A 17,984-nucleotide genomic window follows, 5' to 3' on the forward strand; every position below is an offset into this window, starting at 1 on the left:
GCTATCCGATCACCAGCCGCCCGGTGCGAAGGACGTCGTGGTTGGCGAAGAGTTCATCGAGGGGGACGGTGCGGGTCAGCTGCGCGGTCCATGGCGTGTCCGGTAGATCGCGGTACGAGGGGGATCGGCACATCCGGGCGCGGGTGCACTGGGTGAGGATCCAGCGGGCCTGGGCCTGATCGGTGGGCGTGTTGGCGTACATGCCGGCGGCCAGTCGCCACAACAGCTCACCGGTTGCGCTCTCCGGCTCGACGATGCCGACGACGGCGATGTCGCCCAGACCGCGGGTGTCGCTGGACTGCGTGGTGTAAGCGACTAGGAAGGCTGCGCGGAAAGCCCGAATGGATTGCTCGCTATTTCTCGAACTCGCGCGGCGATTGCTCCGATGGTGTGTCGAGGGCGGACATGAGGAGCCGTCTGGCGTCCGATCCGTAGCGGGACATCAACGCCAGTCGGTCGAACACGTTGCGGTACAGGCGCAGTTCCTCGGGCTGGGTCAGGCGCATTTCCGCGGCGAATGTCTCGACCATGACGATCCGGTCGTCGAACAACCAGAACCCGTGGAGTGGGCTCACCGGGAGCCTGATGCCGAACGGGACGATGCCCAGGCGCACTGACGGCAGGGAGGAAGCGCTCACGAGTCGGTCGATCTGTCCGGTCATGACGTCGCGCGGTGCTGTGCCGTACCGCAGGACGGCTTCCGTGATGATGAAGTGGAAGCGGCGTCCGGGCCGGTAGAGGACGTTCTGCCGTTCCATGCGAGCTTGCACGCCCGCGTCGATGTCATTGGCGACGCCGTAGAGGTCCACCACCTCGGCGAGGCGGCACCGCGCGTACTCAGGCGTCTGCAGGAGGCCAGGCACCCACGTGCTCTCGAAGGCGCGGATGGTCCGTGTCGATTCATCGACCTCGGCGAGGGCCTGTTGGCGCAGCCTGGTGCCGTTGCGCAGTTGCCGTCGCCAGTCTGCGTACTGGGTTTCGAGATTTCGTACCGTGGCGACGAGAGCGGGTATTGCGTCGGGCGTGCCGCAGGCGTCCGCCCAAGCGGCGATGTCCGCCTCGGACGGGCTCTGCCGGCCGAGCTCGATCTTGCTGACCTTGCTGGCCGGCCAGCCCAGCGCCTCCGCGAGCCCCTTGCCGTTGAGTGACGCTTCACGGCGGAGATCACGGAGGCGCCGGCCGAGCGCTTCCCGCGCTTCGTGGATCCTCGTCACGGGGCGATGGTCCGCCCGGCGACGTAGTCGGCGTACGGGACGGCGTGGTGCCAGGCGGTGTCACGCAGGTAGCTGTGCCGGACGACCTCGGCGGGGTTCTCGATCATCTGGGTGCCGAGGGGGACGCCGTCGTCGGTGAAGTGCATCAGTCCGACGCGACGTGAGTCGAAGAGCCAGTAGTCGTACCCGGGCAGGCCGAGCTTGTCCGCCTGAGCCTGTGAGAGGTAACGGATGTCCTCGCCGACCTGGACATTGAACTGGCAGAGCCACAGCTCGAATTCCAGGTAGTCGGTGAGCACGTGAGGCACCACCCGCACCCGTTCGATCCGCTTTCCCTGCTGGATGCCCTGGCGCATGGTGTCCAGCCACGGTTGGAACCAGTCGGTGCCCGGGTTCTCGCCTCGCCTGTGGCGGGCGAATGGCTCCTGTTCTTCCTCGACTGTGTAGAGCGTGCGGGTCTCCAGGCGCCACGCGGTGTGCTCGAAGTCCTCGAAGAGACGCCCGAACGCCTCGCCGGTGATCAGGTCGGGCACGTCACTCCTTGGGCGCGAAACGGGTCAGCAGGTCTCGGGGTACCTCGACGAACGTCTCACCGTCGAGGACGTCCCGTAGCTGGCCGAGGGCCTCCTCGTCGGTGACACGGTAGCCCTGTACGACGAAGGTGCCGCGGTCGGTCTCGTACAGCGTCGGGCAGTTGCCGCCACCCGAGGTGGTTCCGATGAAGCGTAGCTTCATGACGCTTCTCCTCTCGCTGATATTTCTCGAAATTGCATCAGTAGATCGGGTTATTGAACAGAGCGTGATCCAGCCAAGGCGAGTACCGGGAGGCTGAGGGCTGAGGCAAGGGCTACGTCGACAAGCAGATTCCGTGGACGATCACCGGGCCGGAGTCCAGCCCCTCGAGCGCGAGGGCCAGAGCCAGCCGCCGTTCCGCTTGCAGCCGGCGCTTCTCGGCGGCTCGGTAATAAGGGCGTGTGATAGGCATGCCTGTGACGTCGATGCGGTGGTCCTCGGCGGCTTCCCGTGCGTACGGGCTCCGGCGCTCGCGGAGCCGGATAGGCGTCCTGGCCTCGGCCCGCGGCCGAGGTGGCGTTGCGACCGATGCGGCGGCTCGGCGTCTGCCGGTTCCGGGCGACAGACGGGACAGAAGGCGGAGCAGCATCACCCGCCCTCCACTTCGCACCACACTGTCTTGCTCTCGGGGCCCTGTGCCACGCCCCATCGCAGCGCGACGGCATCCAGCAAGGCGAGGCCGCGGCCAGACTCGTCGTTTGTCGCCGCATGGAGCAGGACGGGGAGCGCTCGTGGGTCGGGGTCGGTGACTTCGATCCGGGTGCGACCGTCGTGTGTGCCCTTCACCCGGACCGTGACGGGAGTGCCCTCGCCCAGGTGCCGGACGACGTTGCTGAACAGCTCGCTGACGCAGAGCAGCACGTCGGTGCAGGGGCGGCCGAGGTGCTCTCGGAGAGTGTGACGGAGCGCGGGTAGTGCCTTGGGGAAGGCGAGGAGATCGAGAACGATCGTGCGGTCGTGCACGTCCTCGGACATGGGTGGTGCGCAGCCACTCGGAGCGCTTGCGCCGGAGCCCGGTTCCGATGGCGGTAACGAGTCGATGTCGGTCACTGCTGTCGCCTTTCGGTCGATCTCGGCCCACACGGCGTCACCGTCGGCGGTGTAGTCGTGGCCGTACCTGTCGGCTGCGCCGAGGGTCGTCAGGACGATGGAGCGGATGAGGCCGGACAGTTCCTGGGGGAGGTCGATCTCGATACGGACGGCGCCCTGGATCTCCGTGATGCGTGGACTGTTACGGGTCGCTGCGGCGAGCATGCCCGCGAGGGCGATGGCATGCGGAGGCGAAGTGGGCACAGCTCTCCCCTTGTGGTCAGCCTGTTGCTCTTCGTAATGCTGAGTATTCAGGTTGAACCTGATGGGTTAGCTTTGTCAACGTCGTCGTACAGCGCTCGGAGATGCGTATATGCCACGCGAAACGCCTTACTTGCAGGTCGCCGACGCCCTGCGTGCCCGTATCCAGGCAGGTGAATGGGCAGTTGGCGACAAACTGCCCAGCAGGGCGAAGTTCGCGGACGAGTACGGTGTCGGTCAGTCCGTTGCCCAGCGCGCCATGGAGCGCCTCATCATCGAGGGTCTCCTCGAAGGCCGTGCCGGGTCCGGCACTTACGTCCGTCGTCCGCGCGAGCGTCTGCGCATGGTCCGTTCCCGGCACCGCGAACGCCGAGGCGGGAGCCCGTTCCGTGCCGACATGAAGGAGCGTGGGAAGGCGGGCAGTTGGGAGTCACGGAGCGAGGCGCGCGTTCCGGCACCCGAGCACATCGCCGAGCGGCTGGCCATCGCCCCCGGTGACCCGTGTGTCATGACGACCTACGAGTTCCTCGCCGATGGGCAGCCCGTGCAACTGTCGGAGTCGTGGGAGCCGATGGCCATCACCGACGGCACGCCGGTGGTGCTGCCCGAGATGGGCCCGCACGCCGGAGTGGGAGTCGTCGAGCGCATGCGCTCGATCGGCGTCCTCATCGAGACGGCCGTGGAGATTCCCCGCCCTGCTCGCGCCACCCAGGAGCAGGCCAACCTGCTCGGCATTTCCGTCGGTGACCTCATCACTCAGATCGAGCGGACGTACTACGACCGCGACGGTCGCGCGGTGGAGACGGCCGACATCACGGTCGCGGACGTGCGGTGGGAGATTGCTTACGAGTTCGGGATCGATCAACGCGGCGACTGATTCGGAGAGCGGCAGGTAGCGAAGCTCCCGGTGCATCGCGACACCTACGCCCCGGCGGGTGCTCTGAGCGGATTTGAGGCCGCCCGTCGGGTCGCGCCGCCCATTCTCTGGTCAGCCTTCGGACGGCGCCTGGAACCCGGTGGTGTCGAGGTGACAGTCGAACGGAGGGGGGATGTGGATCTTCTCGCCGAAGGGCACGGTGAGGTGGGAGGCGTACCCCTTGGCGGTCGGCGACCAGAAGACGGTGGCGCTGTCCTCCTGCATGTCGAGCAGGAGATAGACAGGAACGCCGGCCTTGCCGTAGCGCTCGACCTTGTCGGTGAAATCGTCGTCGCGCGTCGAGGGAGAGGTCAACTCGGCGACGAAGGAGAGCGCTTCCCCGTCCAGGTGGCGGCTCGTCGTTCGGCGGGTCTGGCGATGAGCCGTGTGGACGTCGGGGCCGTATGCCCTCTCCACGCCGGGGAACACATAAAGCGCCGGAGCGGAGCTGATCCGGTGGGCCTCCGGAAGGCAGGGGCGCAGCTGGTCGCAGACCAGATCCATGACGTCGAGGCAATACGCCTTCGACCATGGTGACACGACGATGTTCCCCCTGATGATCTCGGCGTTGAAGCCGTCGGGCACGTTCAGCTCATCGAGGGCTTCGCACAGCTCCTCAAAGCGGCGGGGGTCGGTGCCGTCTGTCGTCGGGCGTTCCAGCATCACCGTCATGATGCGCCTCCCTCGCGTGGCGGGCCAGTCGATACTCAGCGTAGTGGTCCTGTTTGGCACGAGTGGCCGAATCCGCCGGGGAGGCTTCCTCGCGCACGGGCAGGGCGGCTACCGGGACGCGCTGCGGCCCGGCACCATCGGGGCATGACGCTCTCCCTCGCCGAAGCCGACAAGATCCTCTCCGACAACTTCGCGCCCTGGGTGCTCGACCTCGGGCTGACCGTCCAGGAGGCGGGCGAGCTGCACGCGGTGCTGCGGCTGCCCTGGTCCGAGCGGCTCGCGCGGGAAGGCGGGGCGCTGTCCGGGCAGGCGCTCATGGCCGCGGCCGACACCGCGACCGTCATCGCGGTGGCGTCAGCGCGCGGCGCTTTCGTCCCGATGACCACGGTCCAGCAGTCCACCAGCTTTCTGCGCGCGGTCACCGGCGCCGACGTTCTCGTCGACGCACGGATCACCAAGCTGGGCAAACGCATGGCGTTCGTGGACATCACGATGACAGTGGAGGGCGCTGGGGAGCCCGCCGCCCGCGCCTCGACGGTGTACGCCCTGCTGGGGTAGGCGGCGCACGGGCCTTGCCTGATGGCCCGGTGGGCAAGACCATGGGCGGGCCATCGGTTGTGACGGTCCGTCAGATGCGAGGAGTCCCCCATGGTCGCGTACGGGATGCAGCTCCCGGTCCAGTCGCAGAGCACCCTCTACGCCGAGCCCTGGGAGGCCGCAGCGGGGCCGGGTGAGCTCGTCGAGATCGCCCGCACCGCCGACCGGTCAGGCTTCGCGTACCTCGCCGCCTGCGACCACGTCGCGATCCCGCGCCGCCTCGCCGACGCCATGTCCACCGTCTGGTACGACCCCGTCGCCACGCTGTCCTTCCTCGCGGCCGCCACCGAGCGGGTCCGGCTGCTCAGTCATGTCGCTGTCGTCGGCCTGCGCCACCCCTTGCTGACCGCCAAGCAGTACGCGACCCTCGACCACCTCTCCGGCGGACGGCTGGTTCTCGGCGTCGGCGCCGGGCACGTACGGGAGGAGTTCGACGCGCTCGGTGTCGACTTCGACGACCGGGGGTCGGTGCTGGACGAGACGATCGACGCGCTGAGGGTCGCGCTCGGCCCTGCTGAGTACCCGGAGTTCACCGGGGAGCGCTTCTCGTTCGCCGGGCTGGGGCAGCGGCCCCGGCCCGCCCAGGAGCGCGTACCGCTCTGGGTCGGCGGCTCCTCGCCCGCCGCCGTGCGCCGCGCCGCCCTCAAGGGTGACGGCTGGCTGCCGCAGGGCGACCCGCGCGACCGGCTGCCCGCGCAGATCGCCCGCATCAGGGTGCTGCGCGAGCGGGCCGGCATCAAGGCGCCCTTCGTGATCGGCGCCATCACCGAACCGCTCTACGTCGGCGAACCGGCCTGGCGCACCGGTCGCAGGACCCTGACCGGCAAGCCGCAGGCCCTCGCCGATTCGCTGCGCGCGTACGCGGGGACGGGCGTGGACCAGATCCAGGTCCGCTTCCGCAGCCGGAGCGCGGCCGAACTGACGGACCAGATGGCGGCGTTCGCCGCCGAAGTGGCCCCCCACCTCGAATGACCAGGGAGAGTCGGCATGGGCAAGCTGGACGGACGCGTCGTGTTCATCACCGGGGCCGCGCGCGGGCAGGGCGAGGCGGAGGCGAGGCTCTTCACGGCGGAGGGCGCCCGTGTGGTCCTCGCCGACGTTCTCGACGAGCAGGGCGGGAAGCTCGCCGAGGAACTGGGGACCCTGTACCTCCACCTGGACGTGAGCCGGGAGGAAGACTGGACCGCGGCCGTCGCCGCCGCCAGGGACGCCTTCGGCCGGATCGACGGGCTGGTCAACAACGCGGGCATCCTGCGCTTCAACGAGCTGGTCAGCACGCCGCTGGAGGAGTTCCAGCTCGTCACGCAGGTGAACCAGGTCGGCGCGTTCCTCGGGATCAAGACGCTCGCCCCCGAGATCGAGGCCGCCGGCGGCGGGACGATCGTGAACACCGCCTCGTACACGGCCCTGACCGGTATGGCGTACGTCGGCGCGTACACCGCCTCCAAGCACGCCATTCTCGGCCTGACCAGGGTCGCCGCCCTGGAGCTCGCCGCACGGGGGATACGGGTGAACGCCGTGTGCCCGGGGGCCGTGGACACCCCGATGAGCAATCCGGACGGTACGGACCCGGGTGCGATCGAGGAGTTGTACCGCACCCTCGTGCCGATGGGCCGGGTCGGGCGGCCGGAGGAGATCGCGCGGCTCGCGCTCTTCCTGACCGGTGGGGACTCCTCGTACATCACGGGCCAGCCGTTCGTCATCGACGGGGGATGGCTCGCCGGGGTCAGCGTGCTGTGACGCGGCCGGGGGCATCTACTGACGACCTGTCAGGTATTGCGTTCCCGTCCGGGCGGTGGAACAGTCGGAGCCATCCAGATCTGACGGTACGTCAGAAATGATTGGGCGGTGAACCCCCGTGGAATTCGGCATCTTCGTACAGGGATACCTCGGCAGGCGCGCCGGGACCGACCCGCTCGCCGAGCACAAGGCGCTCATGGAGGAGACCGAGTACGTCATCCAGGCGGACCGGTCCGGGTTCAAGTACGCCTGGGCCTCGGAACACCACTTCCTGGAGGAGTACTCCCACCTGTCGGCCAACGACGTCTTCCTCGGCTACCTCGCGCACGCGACGGAACGGATCCACCTGGGATCGGGGATCTTCAACCCCCTCGCGCCCGTCAACCACCCCGTCAAGGTCGCCGAGAAGGTCGCGATGCTCGACCACCTGTCGGAGGGCCGCTTCGAGTTCGGCTCCGGCCGCGGCGCCGGCTCGCACGAGATCCTCGGGTTCATGCCGGGCATCACCGACATGAACCACACCAAGGAGATCTGGGAAGAGACGATCGCCGAGTTCCCCAAGATGTGGCTCCAGGACGAGTACGCGGGCTTCCAGGGCAAGCACTGGTCCCTGCCGCCGCGGAAGGTCCTCCCCAAGCCGTACGGGCAGGCCCATCCCGCCATGTGGTACGCGGCCGGGTCCCCCTCCTCGTACGCGATGGCCGGCCGGAAGGGCCTCGGCGTGCTGGGCTTCAGCGTCCAGAAGGTCTCGGACATGGAGTGGGTCGTCGAGTCGTACAAGACGGCGGTCGCGGAGGCGAAGGCGGTCGGCGCGTTCGTCAACGACAACGTGATGGTGACGTCGACGGCGATCTGCGCGGAGACGCACGACAAGGCGGTCGAGATCGCGGTCGGCGGCGGGCTGAACTACCTGCAGTCGCTGCTGTTCCGCTACCACGACACCTTCCCGCGGCCGGAGGGGATCCCCGAGTGGCCGGAGCTGCTGCCGGAGTACACGGCGGAGATCATCGAGCTGCTGATAGCGGAGGAACTGATGATCTGCGGCGACCCGGGCGAGGTCCTCCAGCAGTGCAAGAGGTGGGAGCAGGCGGGGGCTGACCAGCTGTCGTTCGGGCTGCCGATCGGGGTGTCGTACGAGGACACGATGACGACGATCCGGCTGATCGGTGAGCACGTGATCCCCCACATCGACACGGACCCGGTGCACCGCACGACCCGCTTCCGCGAGTCGGCGCCGCCGAGATGAGACCGGGGCCGGCCACTGGGGCTCCGCCCCGGACCCGGCGTCGCCTCGAACGCCGGCGAAAGGGGTTTCGCCGCGCGGCCTCAGCCCGCGTCCGGGGGCAGCTTCCACGGCCGCCGGGCCATAGGGGCGGGGAGACCGCGCGAGACGCGGTACGGGGTCCGGGGCCTCCCTCGGTTCGGGAAGGGCGGGTAGGGGGAACGCCCGCCCCCACAGACCGCGGGCGGCGTCTTCCCGGACCGCCACCCGCGTCCCGCCCGGCCGGAGGGCGCCGCGTCCGCGGCCGGACGCCACGCCCTCCGACCGGGCCACACCCCCGGCGGGACGCGCATCGGCTCGGGCCACACCCCTGGCGGGACGCGCGCCGGGTCGGGCCATGCCCTCGGCGGGACGCGCATCGGCTCGGGCCACACCCCTGGCGGGACGCGCGCCGGGTCGGGCCATGCCCTCGGCGGGACGCGCACCGGGTCGGGCCACACCCCTGGCGGGACGCGCACCGGGTCGGGCCACACCCCTGGCGGGACGCGCGCCGGGTCGGGCCATGCCCTGGCGGGATGCGCGCCGAGACCGCGTCACGACCCGCCTGCCGCGACTCCGACGGGACGCCCACCGAGGCCGGGCCATGACCCGCCTGCCACGCCCCCAACGCCCACCGCCAGAAGGGACGACGCCCCATGCTCGACCATCTCGTCCGGAACGCGACCGTCGTCGACGGGAGCGGCGGGCCCGCCTACGCCGCCGACGTCGGCATCCGCGGCGGCCGCATCGCCGTCATCGCCCCGCCCGGCAGCGTCACCGAGGAAGCCCGGAGCCGGGAGGACGCCACCGGACTCGTCCTGGCCCCCGGCTTCGTCGATCCGCACACGCACTACGACGCCCAGCTGTTCTGGGACCCGTACGCCACCCCCTCCCTCAACCACGGCGTCACCACCGTCGCGGGCGGCAACTGCGGTTTCACCCTGGCCCCGCTCAACCCCGCCCGGCCCGAGGACGCCGACTACACCCGGCGCATGATGTCCAAGGTCGAGGGCATGTCCCTGGTGGCCCTCGAACAGGGCACGCCGTGGACGTGGCACACGTTCGGGGAGTACCTGGACGCCCTCGACGGACGGACGGCCGTCAACGCCGGGTTCATGGTGGGGCACTGCGCCCTGCGCCGCCATGTGATGGGCCCGGACGCCGTCGGGGGGCAGCCCACGCCGGCACAGCTGAGGCAGATGACCGATCTCCTCCACGACGCCATGGACGCGGGCGCCTGGGGCCTGTCCACCACCCAGTCGTCCACGCACTCGGACGGCGACGGGCGGCCCGTCGCCTCCCGGCACGCCGGGCGTGACGAGCTCATCGCGCTGTCGAGGGCCGTGGGGGAGCACGAGGGCACCCAGCTGGAGGCCATCGTCGCGGGCTGCCTCGACCGGTTCGCGGACGAGGAGATCGAGCTCCTCGTCGACATGAGCGCCGCGGCCGGGCGTCCCCTCAACTGGAACGTCCTCACCATCGACGCCGCCGTCCCCGAGCGCGTACCGCGCCAGCTCCTGCCGAGCGCGCGCGCCCGTCGGGCCGGTGGGCGCATCGTCGCGCTCACCATGCCGATCCTGACGCCCATGAACATGTCGCTCGGCACGTTCTGCGCGCTCAACCTCCTGCCCGGCTGGGGCGAGATCCTGGGCCTGCCGGTCCCCGAGCGGATCGCGAAGCTGCGCGATCCGGCGGTACGGGCGGAGATGCTGCGGCGCGCGGACTCCGAGGAGGCCGGTGTCTTCCGGCGGCTCGCCGACTTCGGCCGGTACGTCATCGGAGACACGTACGCGAAGGAGAACGACGGCCTGACCGGACGGGTCGTGCGGGACATCGCCGCCGAACGCGGCCAGGATCCGTTCCGGTGCCTCGTCGAGATCTGCGCCGACGACGAGCTGCGGACGGTCCTGTGGCCGATGCCCCCCGACAACGATCCGGCGTCCTGGGCCCTGCGGGCGGAGACCTGGCAGCACGAGGACGTCCTGCTCGGCGGGTCCGACGCGGGCGCGCATCTGGACCGGATGTGCGGGGCGCCGTACACGACGCGGTTCCTCGGCGACTGTCTGCGCGGCCGCGGGCTCCTCGGTCTGGAGCAGGCGGTCAGGATGCTGACGGACGACCCGGCGCGGCTGTTCGGCCTGCGGGAGCGTGGCCGGATCCAGGAGGGCTGGCACGCGGACCTCGTCCTCTTCGACCCCGAGCGCATCGATGCCGGGCCCGCGCGCCTGGTGCACGACCTCCCCGGGGACAGCCCGCGGCTGGACGCGAAGGCGATCGGCATCGTGTCCGTCCGGGTCAACGGCGTCGAGACCCTCAGGGACGACCGGGTCACGGGGGCCGTGCCGGGCATCGTGCTGCGCTCGGGACGGGACACGAGGACGGTGGCGACGCGATGAGACCGCAGAAGCTGTTCATCGGCGGCGCGTGGGTCGAGCCGGACCACGGCCACTACGAGGTGATCGACCCGGCCACGGAGGAGGCCGTCGGTCTCGCGCCCGAGGCGAGCCGCGCCCAGGTGCACCAGGCCGTCGCCGCGGCCCGCGAGGCGTTCGCCGCCTGGTCGCGGACGAGGCCGGAGGAACGCGCGGCGGTCCTGGACCGGGCCGCGGACCTCGTCCGGCGGGACGTCGAGGCACACACCGCGCTCGCCCGCGCGGAGAGCGGTGCCACGACGGCCACCGCCCGCGGTATGCAGGTCGCCGTCGCCGCGGCCCGCTTCCGCCGCTATGCCCGGGGCGCGCTGGAGCCGGTCGAGCAGCCGCTGGCGCCGCAGATCAACACGGCAGGCCCGATGGGGAGTGCGGGAGTGTTCGGTGCCGTCGCGGTGCGCCGCCCGGTCGGTGTCGTCACCTGCATCACGTCGTACAACAACCCCTGGGCCAACCCGGCCGGCAAGGTCGCGCCCGCGCTCGCGGCGGGCAACACGGTCGTCGTGAAACCCGCGCCGCAGGATCCGCTGTCGGTCTACCGGATGGCCGAGGCGCTGCGGGAGGCCGGTGCCCCGCCCGGGACGGTGAACGTGGTCACCGGCTGCGCACCCGAGGTCGGAGAGGCCGCCGTCGACTCCCCGGACGTCGACATGGTCAGCTTCACCGGCTCGACGGCGGTCGGTCAGCGGATCGCGCAGGTGTGCGGCCGGGACATGAAGCGCCAGCTGATGGAGCTCGGCGGCAAGGGCGCGGCCCTCGTCTTCGACGACGCGGACGTGGAGTCGGCGGTGCGCGGGATCGGGACGACGTTCTCCTTCTACAGCGGACAGATCTGTACGGCTCCGACGCGTGTCCTCGCGCAGCGGGGTGTCCACGACCAGGTGGTGGCGGGCCTCGCCGCGTATGCCGGGCGGCTCAGGATCGGCGATCCGGCCGACCCGGCGACGGTGGTCGGCCCGCTGATATCGGCCGCGCACCGCGCGCGGGTGGAGGCGTATGTCGAGCTGGGCCGCAAGGAAGGCGCCCGCCTGGTCGTGGGAGGTGGGCGGCCGGCGTTCGACAGGGGCTTCTACGTCGCACCGGCGCTGTTCGCCGAGTGCACCAACGACATGCGCGTGGTGCGGGAGGAGATCTTCGGTCCGGTGGTGGTCGTGGTCCCCTTCGACGACGACGAGGAGGGCGTGGCTCTCGCGAACGACAGTGACTACGGCCTGATCGACTACGTCTGGTCGGGCGATGTGGCGCGCGCGTTCCGGGTGGCGGGGGAGTTGCGGGCGGGCGGGGTGGGAGTGAACACGATCGGCCGGAACATGGAGGCGCCGTTCGGCGGGTTCAAGCGGAGCGGTGTCGGGCGGGACGTGGGGTCGTATGCGCTGCACGCGTACAGCGAGTTGCAGGCGGTGGTGTGGCCGGGGTGAGGGCGGCCGCCGAACCGCGGGGAACGGTGTCCGAAAATTGCCGTGGGAAAATTTGAAACCAGACAAAGCGGGCATGGCTGCGATTATCGTACTCGGTGGAGGGGTGGCGTCGGCCTGGCGAAGTGTGTGCAGGTTGGTTTGAATGTCTTTCAATGCATAATCACTAGCCCGATATGGCCTTTGAATCGAAAGCGCGTGATCCGGACTTCGATCCTCCGGATGTGGAAACCGCAGGCCTTAGCGTCCTCTTCATGACTCAGCTCGATGCGCGGCCGCAGGCCGGAGACGCAGTACGGGGCACGGCCGCCCCCGAAGACGCCGGCGGTGTCCGCGAGAAAGGCCTCGGCGGGAACTCCGTCGGCCTGATGGGCGGAGCCGTCATCGGCGTTTCCACGGTCGCCCCCGTCTACTGTCTGACCTCGACCCTTGGACCCACCGTCGGCGAGGTGGGCCTCCAGATGCCGGCCATCTTTCTCGCCGGCTTCCTGCCGATGCTGCTCGTCGCCTTCGCCTACCGCGAGCTCAACAAGGCGGTCCCGGACTGCGGCACGTCCTTCACCTGGTCGGTGCAGGCCTTCGGCCCCAAGATCGGCTGGATGTGCGGCTGGGGCCTGCTGGTGGCCACCGTCGTCGTCCTGTCCAACCTGGCAGGCGTGGCCACGTCCTTCTTCTGGCTCACCGCCGGAGAGATCACCGGCAGCGAAAGCGTCGCCGCACTCGACGGGGACAAGGCCGTCCACATCCTGACCACCCTCGCCTTCATCGCCGTCGCCACGGCGATCAGCTACCGCGGCATCACCGCGACCAAGTGGGTCCAGTACGCCCTGGTCGGACTCCAGCTCACCGTCATCGCCGTCTTCGCCGTCATGGCGATCGCCAAGTCCGGCGAGGTCGCGGGCTCCCTGGACTTCTCCCTGTCCTGGATGAACCCGCTCGGTATCGAGTCCTTCTCCGCCTTCACCGCCGGACTCTCCCTCTCGATCTTCATCTACTGGGGCTGGGACGCCTGCCTGTCCATCAACGAGGAGAGCGTCGGCAGCGCCCGCACCCCCGGCCGCTCCGCCATGCTCGCCATGGTCGTGATCGTCGTCTCGTACCTAATGGTCGCGATCGCCGTCCAGATGTACGCCGGCATCGGGGACAAGGGCACCGGCCTCGGCAACCCGGACACCTCCGACAACATCTTCGCGGTCCTGGCCGACCCGATCATGGGCTCGGGCCTCGGCATCCTGCTGTTCGTCGCGGTCCTCGCGTCCGCCGCGGCCAGCCTGCAGACGACCTTCATCCCCGTCGCCCGCACCGCACTCGCGATGAGTTCCTACGACGCCATGCCCCAGGCGTTCGCGAAGGTCCACCCCCGCTTCAAGACCCCCGGACTCGCCACCGTGGCCGCAGGCATCGCCACCGGCCTCTTCTACACGGTGATGAGCCTGGTCAGCGAGAACGTCCTGGTCGACACCATCTACGCCCTCGGCCTGATGATCTGCTTCTACTACTCGATCACGGCCTTCGCCTGTGTCTGGTTCTTCCGCAAGGAGCTGACCCGCTCGACCGGCAACCTGCTGGTCAAGGGAGTGCTCCCCGGCGCCGGCGGCCTGATGCTCACCGCCGTCTTCGGCAAGACCCTCTACGACATGTGGGACCCCGCCTACGGCTCCGGCTCCTCCGTCCTCGGCATGGGCTCCGTGTTCGTCATCGGCGTGGGCCTGCTGCTGCTCGGCGTCGTGCTGATGCTCCTGATGCAGCGCCGCAGCCCGGCGTTCTTCCGGGGCGAGGTGCTCACCAAGGAGACCCCGGCCCTGGTGATGGCCGACTGACGGTCAGGCCCTCGCGGGCCGCAGCCGCAGATGGGTCACGGTGGGCGAGTCGATCACCCGGGTCGTCTCGAACTCGACCGCCTCCGTGACCCCGTCGGCCGCCTCGAACAGCCGCACCCCGCCGCCGAGAAGTACCGGCACCAGGTGCAGCTGGATCTCGTCGAGCAGGCCGGCCACCAGCACACCGCGGATCACCTGACCGCCGCCGGCGAGGACGACGTCCTTCTCGCCGGCGGCGCGCCGCGCCCGCCCGACGGCCTCCTCGATCCCGCCCGTGACGAAGGTGAACGTCGTCCCGCCCGGCTTCACCAGCGGCTCTCGCTCCTCGTGTGTGACGACGAACACCGGGGCGTGGAAGGGCGGAGTGTCGCCCCACGGCTCCTCGCCCAGGTCGAACATCCGCCGCCCCATCACATAGGCCCCGGCGCGCAGCACCGTCTCCTCCATCACCTCGGAGTCCGGCCCGGTGGCGCCCCCGTCGAGACCGTGCATCCCACGCCAGCTCTCCAGCGGATACGCCCACTCGTGCAGCCGCTCACCGCGGTCGCCGAGCGGGTTGCCGGGGCCGTCGTTCGGGCCGGCGATGAATCCGTCCAGGGACACCGAGATGTCCGCGACGACCTTGCTCATGACGTGCTCCTTCGGTCGGGTCCGGTACCGACTATGCCGCCGCCGGACACGGGAGCGTCGGCGCCTCGCGGTCGGCCGCCGCGGCCGGGTGGACTGCTGGGCGCGCCGCTGATCCTGCTCGGGGTGTACCTGGGGGCGCTGCGCGAGCCGTGACGGTGCATCTCCCGCGACCGCGGCGGGCGTTGTCGCACCCGCCCCGTACAGTCGCCCGTATGACGAAGCCGTTGATCCGGGCGAGCGAGGCGGGCGGGAAGTCGATCGACGACCCGACCTACGTCGAAGTGCACGACCTGCTCGCCGACATGAATCTGTCGTACCCCTACGTGATCGTCGAGCGGACGGACCGGGAGCCGGTCGACCAGCACTTCATCCAGGTGCACCTCAACGACGACCTCAGCTATCAGGTCGAGTACCGCGAGGGCCGCGAGGAGTTGCACTTCCAGGGCCATGTGCCCAGCCAGGGCCCGGTGATCGGACCCGAGCCGGTCGCGGAAGATCATCGACGACTGGATGCGAGACGGCGCCGCCTGGCGCACGGCCCTGCCGTGGACCCCGCTCTTCCCGGTGGAGAAGCGCTAGGAGACGGGCTGGAGCTCCGCCATCTCGTTCCAGCCCTGGCCCGGCACCTCGACGTTGATGATCTCGGGCTTGGTGGCGATGGCGGTGGCCATCGCCACCATCCCGGCCTTGAAGTGCTCGGATGCGACGTGCGTCGCGCCCGCCTCCGCGTCGGCGAAGGCTTCCAGCAGCGTGAACTTGTGGGGGTCGTCGACGCCGCGCGACCAGTCGAAGAAGAGATTCCCGGGCTCGGCGCGGGTGGCGCGCGTGAAGTCGTCGACGATGTCGAGCCAGCGGTCGCTGTGCTCGGGGCGGACGGTGAACCTGACGGCGATGAAGATCATGCCTCCACCCTCCGCCGCGTGACCCTGCCTGACCACTCGGGCGGCTTCGCATTCCGACCCCGTCGGAAACGGGCTGCCGGGCGCGGGGCCGACGCGTTGCGCTCGCCCCTGCCGGCGGGCCACAGCCCGCGGCAGGCGCCCGGTCGTCCGCGACCCGGGGCCGGTCGCCGGAACGAGCCGGGGGCTAATGCCCCGGGCACCCCGCTAGCGCCCCGCCGCGCGCACCAGCGCCGCCCGCAGTTCGCCGTGCCGCCGCCGGAAGTCCGCTGTCGGCAGCGACAACGACAGCGCGTGCACCACGCCCTGGGAGGACTGGTCGGCGAGCGTGGCGGCCAGGCAGGTGTACGCCGGGTCCGCCTCGCCGACGGAGACCGCGTAGCCCCGGCCGCGCACCCGCTCGACCTCCGCCTCGAAGCGGTCCACGGCGGTGATCGTACGGTCGGTGAAGCGGGCCATCCCGTGCTCGGCCAGGTACCGGCGCCGCGCCGGCCTCGGCAGTGCCGCGAGCAGCGCCTTGCCGTGGGCGGTCGCGTGCGCCCGGGACTCGGGGCCCGGCACGAAGGGGTGCTCGCTGTCCGTGACCGGCACCGTGCTGTCCAGCATCACGATCCGGCCGTCCCGGTACGCCGTGACGTATGCCTGTGCGCCGGTCGCCCGCCGCAGCCGCGGCAGCATCTCGGCAAGCTGTGGCCCGAGCCCCAGATGTCGCTGGAAGGACCGGTGCAGGGCCACCGCGCGCGGCCCTGGCGCGTAGCCCTCGCCGGTCCGCAGGAGGTGCCCGCGCGCGGTGAGCGGCCCCAGCAGGTGGTACACGGTCGACAGTGAGCACCCCAGCCGCCGCGCGAGCGCCTTGGCCCCGACGGGGCCGGGCGCGTCGGCGACGGCGTCGAGGATCTCCAGCGCACGGTCGACGGACTGCGGCCCGGAGGCAGGGCTTGCCATGATCACGTTCCTTCCACGGTCCCGTTCGAGGGTACGTGGCAGGGACGCCGGCTCAGCCGCCCAGGAAGACGGGGTTGGTGAAGGCCGCCGGCGGGCCCGGCAGGCCGGGGACGACGGGCGCGTGCCGGACCTCGGCGCGTACGTACGTGGCGTGTCGCGCCGTTGTACGCCACTCCACCGTGCCCGTCCCGGACGCCGGGACCGGGGCCGTGTGCAGGACGCCCTGGTCGGTGACGATGCGGACCGTGCAGCCGGGTACGCCCGCCACCTCCGCCCGTACGGTCACCGGATCGTCGTCGTCCACGCGCAGCCGCTCGCCGATCCCGGCGTGCCGCCCGCGCCCGCCCGCTGCCGAGAAGGCCACGGTCACGTCCTTGTTCTCGGCGACGTAGCTGCGTCCGGACCTGATCCCTTCGAGGATCGCCGCACGGGTGAGATCCTCGGCGAGGACGACGGTCTGCGGTGTGCCGACCGGGTCGGGGTGGCGGTGCGCGTCGCTGCTGCCCATGGCGGGGATCCAGCGCCCGCGGGTGCGGGCGGCGACGGCCAGGGTGCTGTCCCAGTCGGCGAGGGACACCTCGTCGTCGGGGGTGTAGGGCCCGTTCCACACCTCCACCGCGTCCGCTTCGCCGAAGCCGAACTTCCAGTTGCAGCCGATGCAGGTGGCGTGCGGATGGGCGGGGACGACCAGGCCGCCGGCCCGGCGGATGGCCCGCGCGTAGTGCCCGAAGCGGCTGTCGCGTGCGCGGTAGCGCCAGTCGACGAACGTCCCCGGGTCGGTGCCGAGCGCCACCACGTGCCCGTTGCGCGTCGTGACCTCCTCCCCGAGGAGGATCAGCAGGTCGTCACCTGCCGCATCGGCCCAATGGGGGTGGGCGGAATGGGTGTTGTGCTCGGAGGAGTTGATGAAGTCGAGCCCGGCGGCCCGCGCGAGGGCGGCGATCTCGGCGGGGGTGCGCCTGCCGTCCGAGTACCACGAGTGCAGATGGCAGTCGCCCCGGTACCAGGCGCGCCCGCGCCCCCTGGCCCGCTCCGGCGGATACACCGCCGTGCGCGGTTCGGCCTGGTCCCCGTAGGTGAGCGTGACGCGGACCTCGTACGTCAGCCCCTGCGGCGCGACGGTGTACGGCCCGAGCGCGATGTGCCACAGGCCGGGCCGGACGGGACCGGGGAGGTAGCCCGGAGTCGCGTCGTCCGCCTGGATGAAGAACTCCGTACGGGCGCCCGCCGGACCACCCCCGGAACCCCTTGCCGCCGAGCGCCGTTCCGCGCTCGTCGAAGATGCCGATGTCGAGGGCGTTGCCCGCGGTGCCGGCGGGCTGGGGCGGCTTCTCGTAGCTGTACGAGACGTGGATCCGGCTGACGCCCGCCGGGATCTCCACGGGGAGGTACACGAAGTCGGGCGCGCCGGGCGGCAGCGTGCCGTGCACGACCTCCGTCGCCCCTTCGCCTGTGCGTAGTGCCGCGTTCGCGAAGCTCACCGTGCCCAAGGCAAGGGCGGCCGCGGCTCCCGTCACGATCAGTCCTCGTCTTCCCAGTGCGTGTCCCGCGTGTTCGTCGTCGTTGCACATGCCGTCGGCTCC

Annotated in this window: 18 protein-coding genes and 1 pseudogene; 8 read left to right on the plus strand and 11 right to left on the minus strand. The window is 70.6% G+C overall.

What is annotated here, in order from left to right; genetic code table 11:
- Position 1: 1 nt before the first annotated feature.
- The 6 genes from ACH5AF_RS08425 to ACH5AF_RS08450 all read right to left on the minus strand — a co-directional run bounded on the left by ACH5AF_RS08425 (position 2) and on the right by ACH5AF_RS08450 (position 3,080).
- Positions 2–223, minus strand: coding sequence for a hypothetical protein (locus ACH5AF_RS08425; RefSeq protein ID WP_398900712.1), 222 nt, complete (start codon positions 221–223; stop codon positions 2–4).
- A 130-nt stretch (positions 224–353) separates the two neighbouring features.
- Positions 354–1,214, minus strand: a complete 861-nt coding sequence (locus ACH5AF_RS08430) for a helix-turn-helix domain-containing protein (protein ID WP_398900713.1) — start codon at positions 1,212–1,214, stop codon at positions 354–356.
- Positions 1,211–1,747 (minus strand): DUF6879 family protein, encoded by a 537-nt coding sequence (locus ACH5AF_RS08435; RefSeq protein WP_398900714.1) that lies wholly within the window; start codon positions 1,745–1,747, stop codon positions 1,211–1,213. The genes ACH5AF_RS08430 and ACH5AF_RS08435 overlap by 4 nt, the downstream gene beginning before the upstream one ends.
- Position 1,748: 1 nt before the next feature.
- A complete protein-coding gene (locus tag ACH5AF_RS08440) occupies positions 1,749–1,949 on the minus strand; it encodes a hypothetical protein (RefSeq protein WP_398900715.1) in 201 nt (66 codons plus the stop codon).
- A 112-nt stretch (positions 1,950–2,061) separates the two neighbouring features.
- Positions 2,062–2,199, minus strand: a complete 138-nt coding sequence (locus ACH5AF_RS08445; protein ID WP_398900717.1) for a hypothetical protein — start codon at positions 2,197–2,199, stop codon at positions 2,062–2,064.
- A gap of 176 nt (positions 2,200–2,375) precedes the next feature.
- Complete coding sequence (locus ACH5AF_RS08450; protein WP_398900718.1) at positions 2,376–3,080, minus strand: ATP-binding protein; 705 nt, start codon at positions 3,078–3,080, stop codon at positions 2,376–2,378.
- Between the two features lie 109 nt (positions 3,081–3,189).
- Here ACH5AF_RS08450 and ACH5AF_RS08455 point away from each other — a divergent pair, with 109 nt between their 5' ends.
- Positions 3,190–3,954: a GntR family transcriptional regulator gene (locus ACH5AF_RS08455; protein ID WP_398900719.1), complete on the plus strand. Its 765-nt coding sequence runs from the start codon at positions 3,190–3,192 to the stop codon at positions 3,952–3,954.
- 111 nt (positions 3,955–4,065) lie between these two features.
- Here the strand turns inward: ACH5AF_RS08455 and ACH5AF_RS08460 are convergent, their stop codons facing one another.
- A complete protein-coding gene (locus tag ACH5AF_RS08460) occupies positions 4,066–4,665 on the minus strand; it encodes a Uma2 family endonuclease (protein WP_398900720.1) in 600 nt (199 codons plus the stop codon).
- A 144-nt stretch (positions 4,666–4,809) separates the two neighbouring features.
- On the opposite strand from ACH5AF_RS08460, the gene ACH5AF_RS08465 reads away from it, so the two are divergent.
- From ACH5AF_RS08465 to ACH5AF_RS08495, 7 genes are all read left to right on the plus strand, one after another.
- Positions 4,810–5,223, plus strand: a complete 414-nt coding sequence (locus tag ACH5AF_RS08465) for a PaaI family thioesterase (RefSeq protein WP_398900721.1) — start codon at positions 4,810–4,812, stop codon at positions 5,221–5,223.
- Positions 5,224–5,313: 90 nt separating this feature from the next.
- Positions 5,314–6,234, plus strand: a complete 921-nt coding sequence (locus ACH5AF_RS08470) for a TIGR03619 family F420-dependent LLM class oxidoreductase (protein ID WP_398900722.1) — start codon at positions 5,314–5,316, stop codon at positions 6,232–6,234.
- A gap of 15 nt (positions 6,235–6,249) precedes the next feature.
- On the plus strand, positions 6,250–7,002 hold the full coding sequence (locus ACH5AF_RS08475) for an SDR family NAD(P)-dependent oxidoreductase (RefSeq protein WP_398900723.1): 753 nt from the start codon (positions 6,250–6,252) through the stop codon (positions 7,000–7,002).
- 118 nt (positions 7,003–7,120) lie between these two features.
- Positions 7,121–8,248 (plus strand): LLM class flavin-dependent oxidoreductase, encoded by a 1,128-nt coding sequence (locus tag ACH5AF_RS08480; RefSeq protein ID WP_398900724.1) that lies wholly within the window; start codon positions 7,121–7,123, stop codon positions 8,246–8,248.
- Positions 8,249–8,919: 671 nt separating this feature from the next.
- A complete protein-coding gene (locus tag ACH5AF_RS08485) occupies positions 8,920–10,659 on the plus strand; it encodes an amidohydrolase family protein (protein WP_398900725.1) in 1,740 nt (579 codons plus the stop codon).
- Complete coding sequence (locus tag ACH5AF_RS08490) at positions 10,656–12,110, plus strand: aldehyde dehydrogenase family protein (protein ID WP_398900726.1); 1,455 nt, start codon at positions 10,656–10,658, stop codon at positions 12,108–12,110. The genes ACH5AF_RS08485 and ACH5AF_RS08490 overlap by 4 nt, the downstream gene beginning before the upstream one ends.
- Before the next feature lie 251 nt (positions 12,111–12,361).
- Entirely contained in the window at positions 12,362–13,927 is a 1,566-nt protein-coding gene (locus tag ACH5AF_RS08495) for an APC family permease (RefSeq protein ID WP_398900727.1), read from the plus strand.
- Positions 13,928–13,930: 3 nt separating this feature from the next.
- Here the strand turns inward: ACH5AF_RS08495 and ACH5AF_RS08500 are convergent, their stop codons facing one another.
- From ACH5AF_RS08500 to ACH5AF_RS08515, 4 genes and pseudogenes are all read right to left on the minus strand, one after another.
- Complete coding sequence (locus tag ACH5AF_RS08500) at positions 13,931–14,557, minus strand: dihydrofolate reductase family protein (RefSeq protein WP_398900728.1); 627 nt, start codon at positions 14,555–14,557, stop codon at positions 13,931–13,933.
- Between the two features lie 575 nt (positions 14,558–15,132).
- Positions 15,133–15,459: a putative quinol monooxygenase gene (locus tag ACH5AF_RS08505; protein ID WP_398900730.1), complete on the minus strand. Its 327-nt coding sequence runs from the start codon at positions 15,457–15,459 to the stop codon at positions 15,133–15,135.
- A gap of 204 nt (positions 15,460–15,663) precedes the next feature.
- A complete protein-coding gene (locus ACH5AF_RS08510; protein ID WP_398900731.1) occupies positions 15,664–16,401 on the minus strand; it encodes an IclR family transcriptional regulator in 738 nt (245 codons plus the stop codon).
- A gap of 52 nt (positions 16,402–16,453) precedes the next feature.
- A pseudogene (locus ACH5AF_RS08515) lies at positions 16,454–17,972 on the minus strand (CehA/McbA family metallohydrolase).
- Positions 17,973–17,984: the final 12 nt, after the last annotated feature.

The organism is Streptomyces sp. NPDC018833 (assembly GCF_044390825.1).
GTDB lineage: Bacteria > Actinomycetota > Actinomycetes > Streptomycetales > Streptomycetaceae > Streptomyces.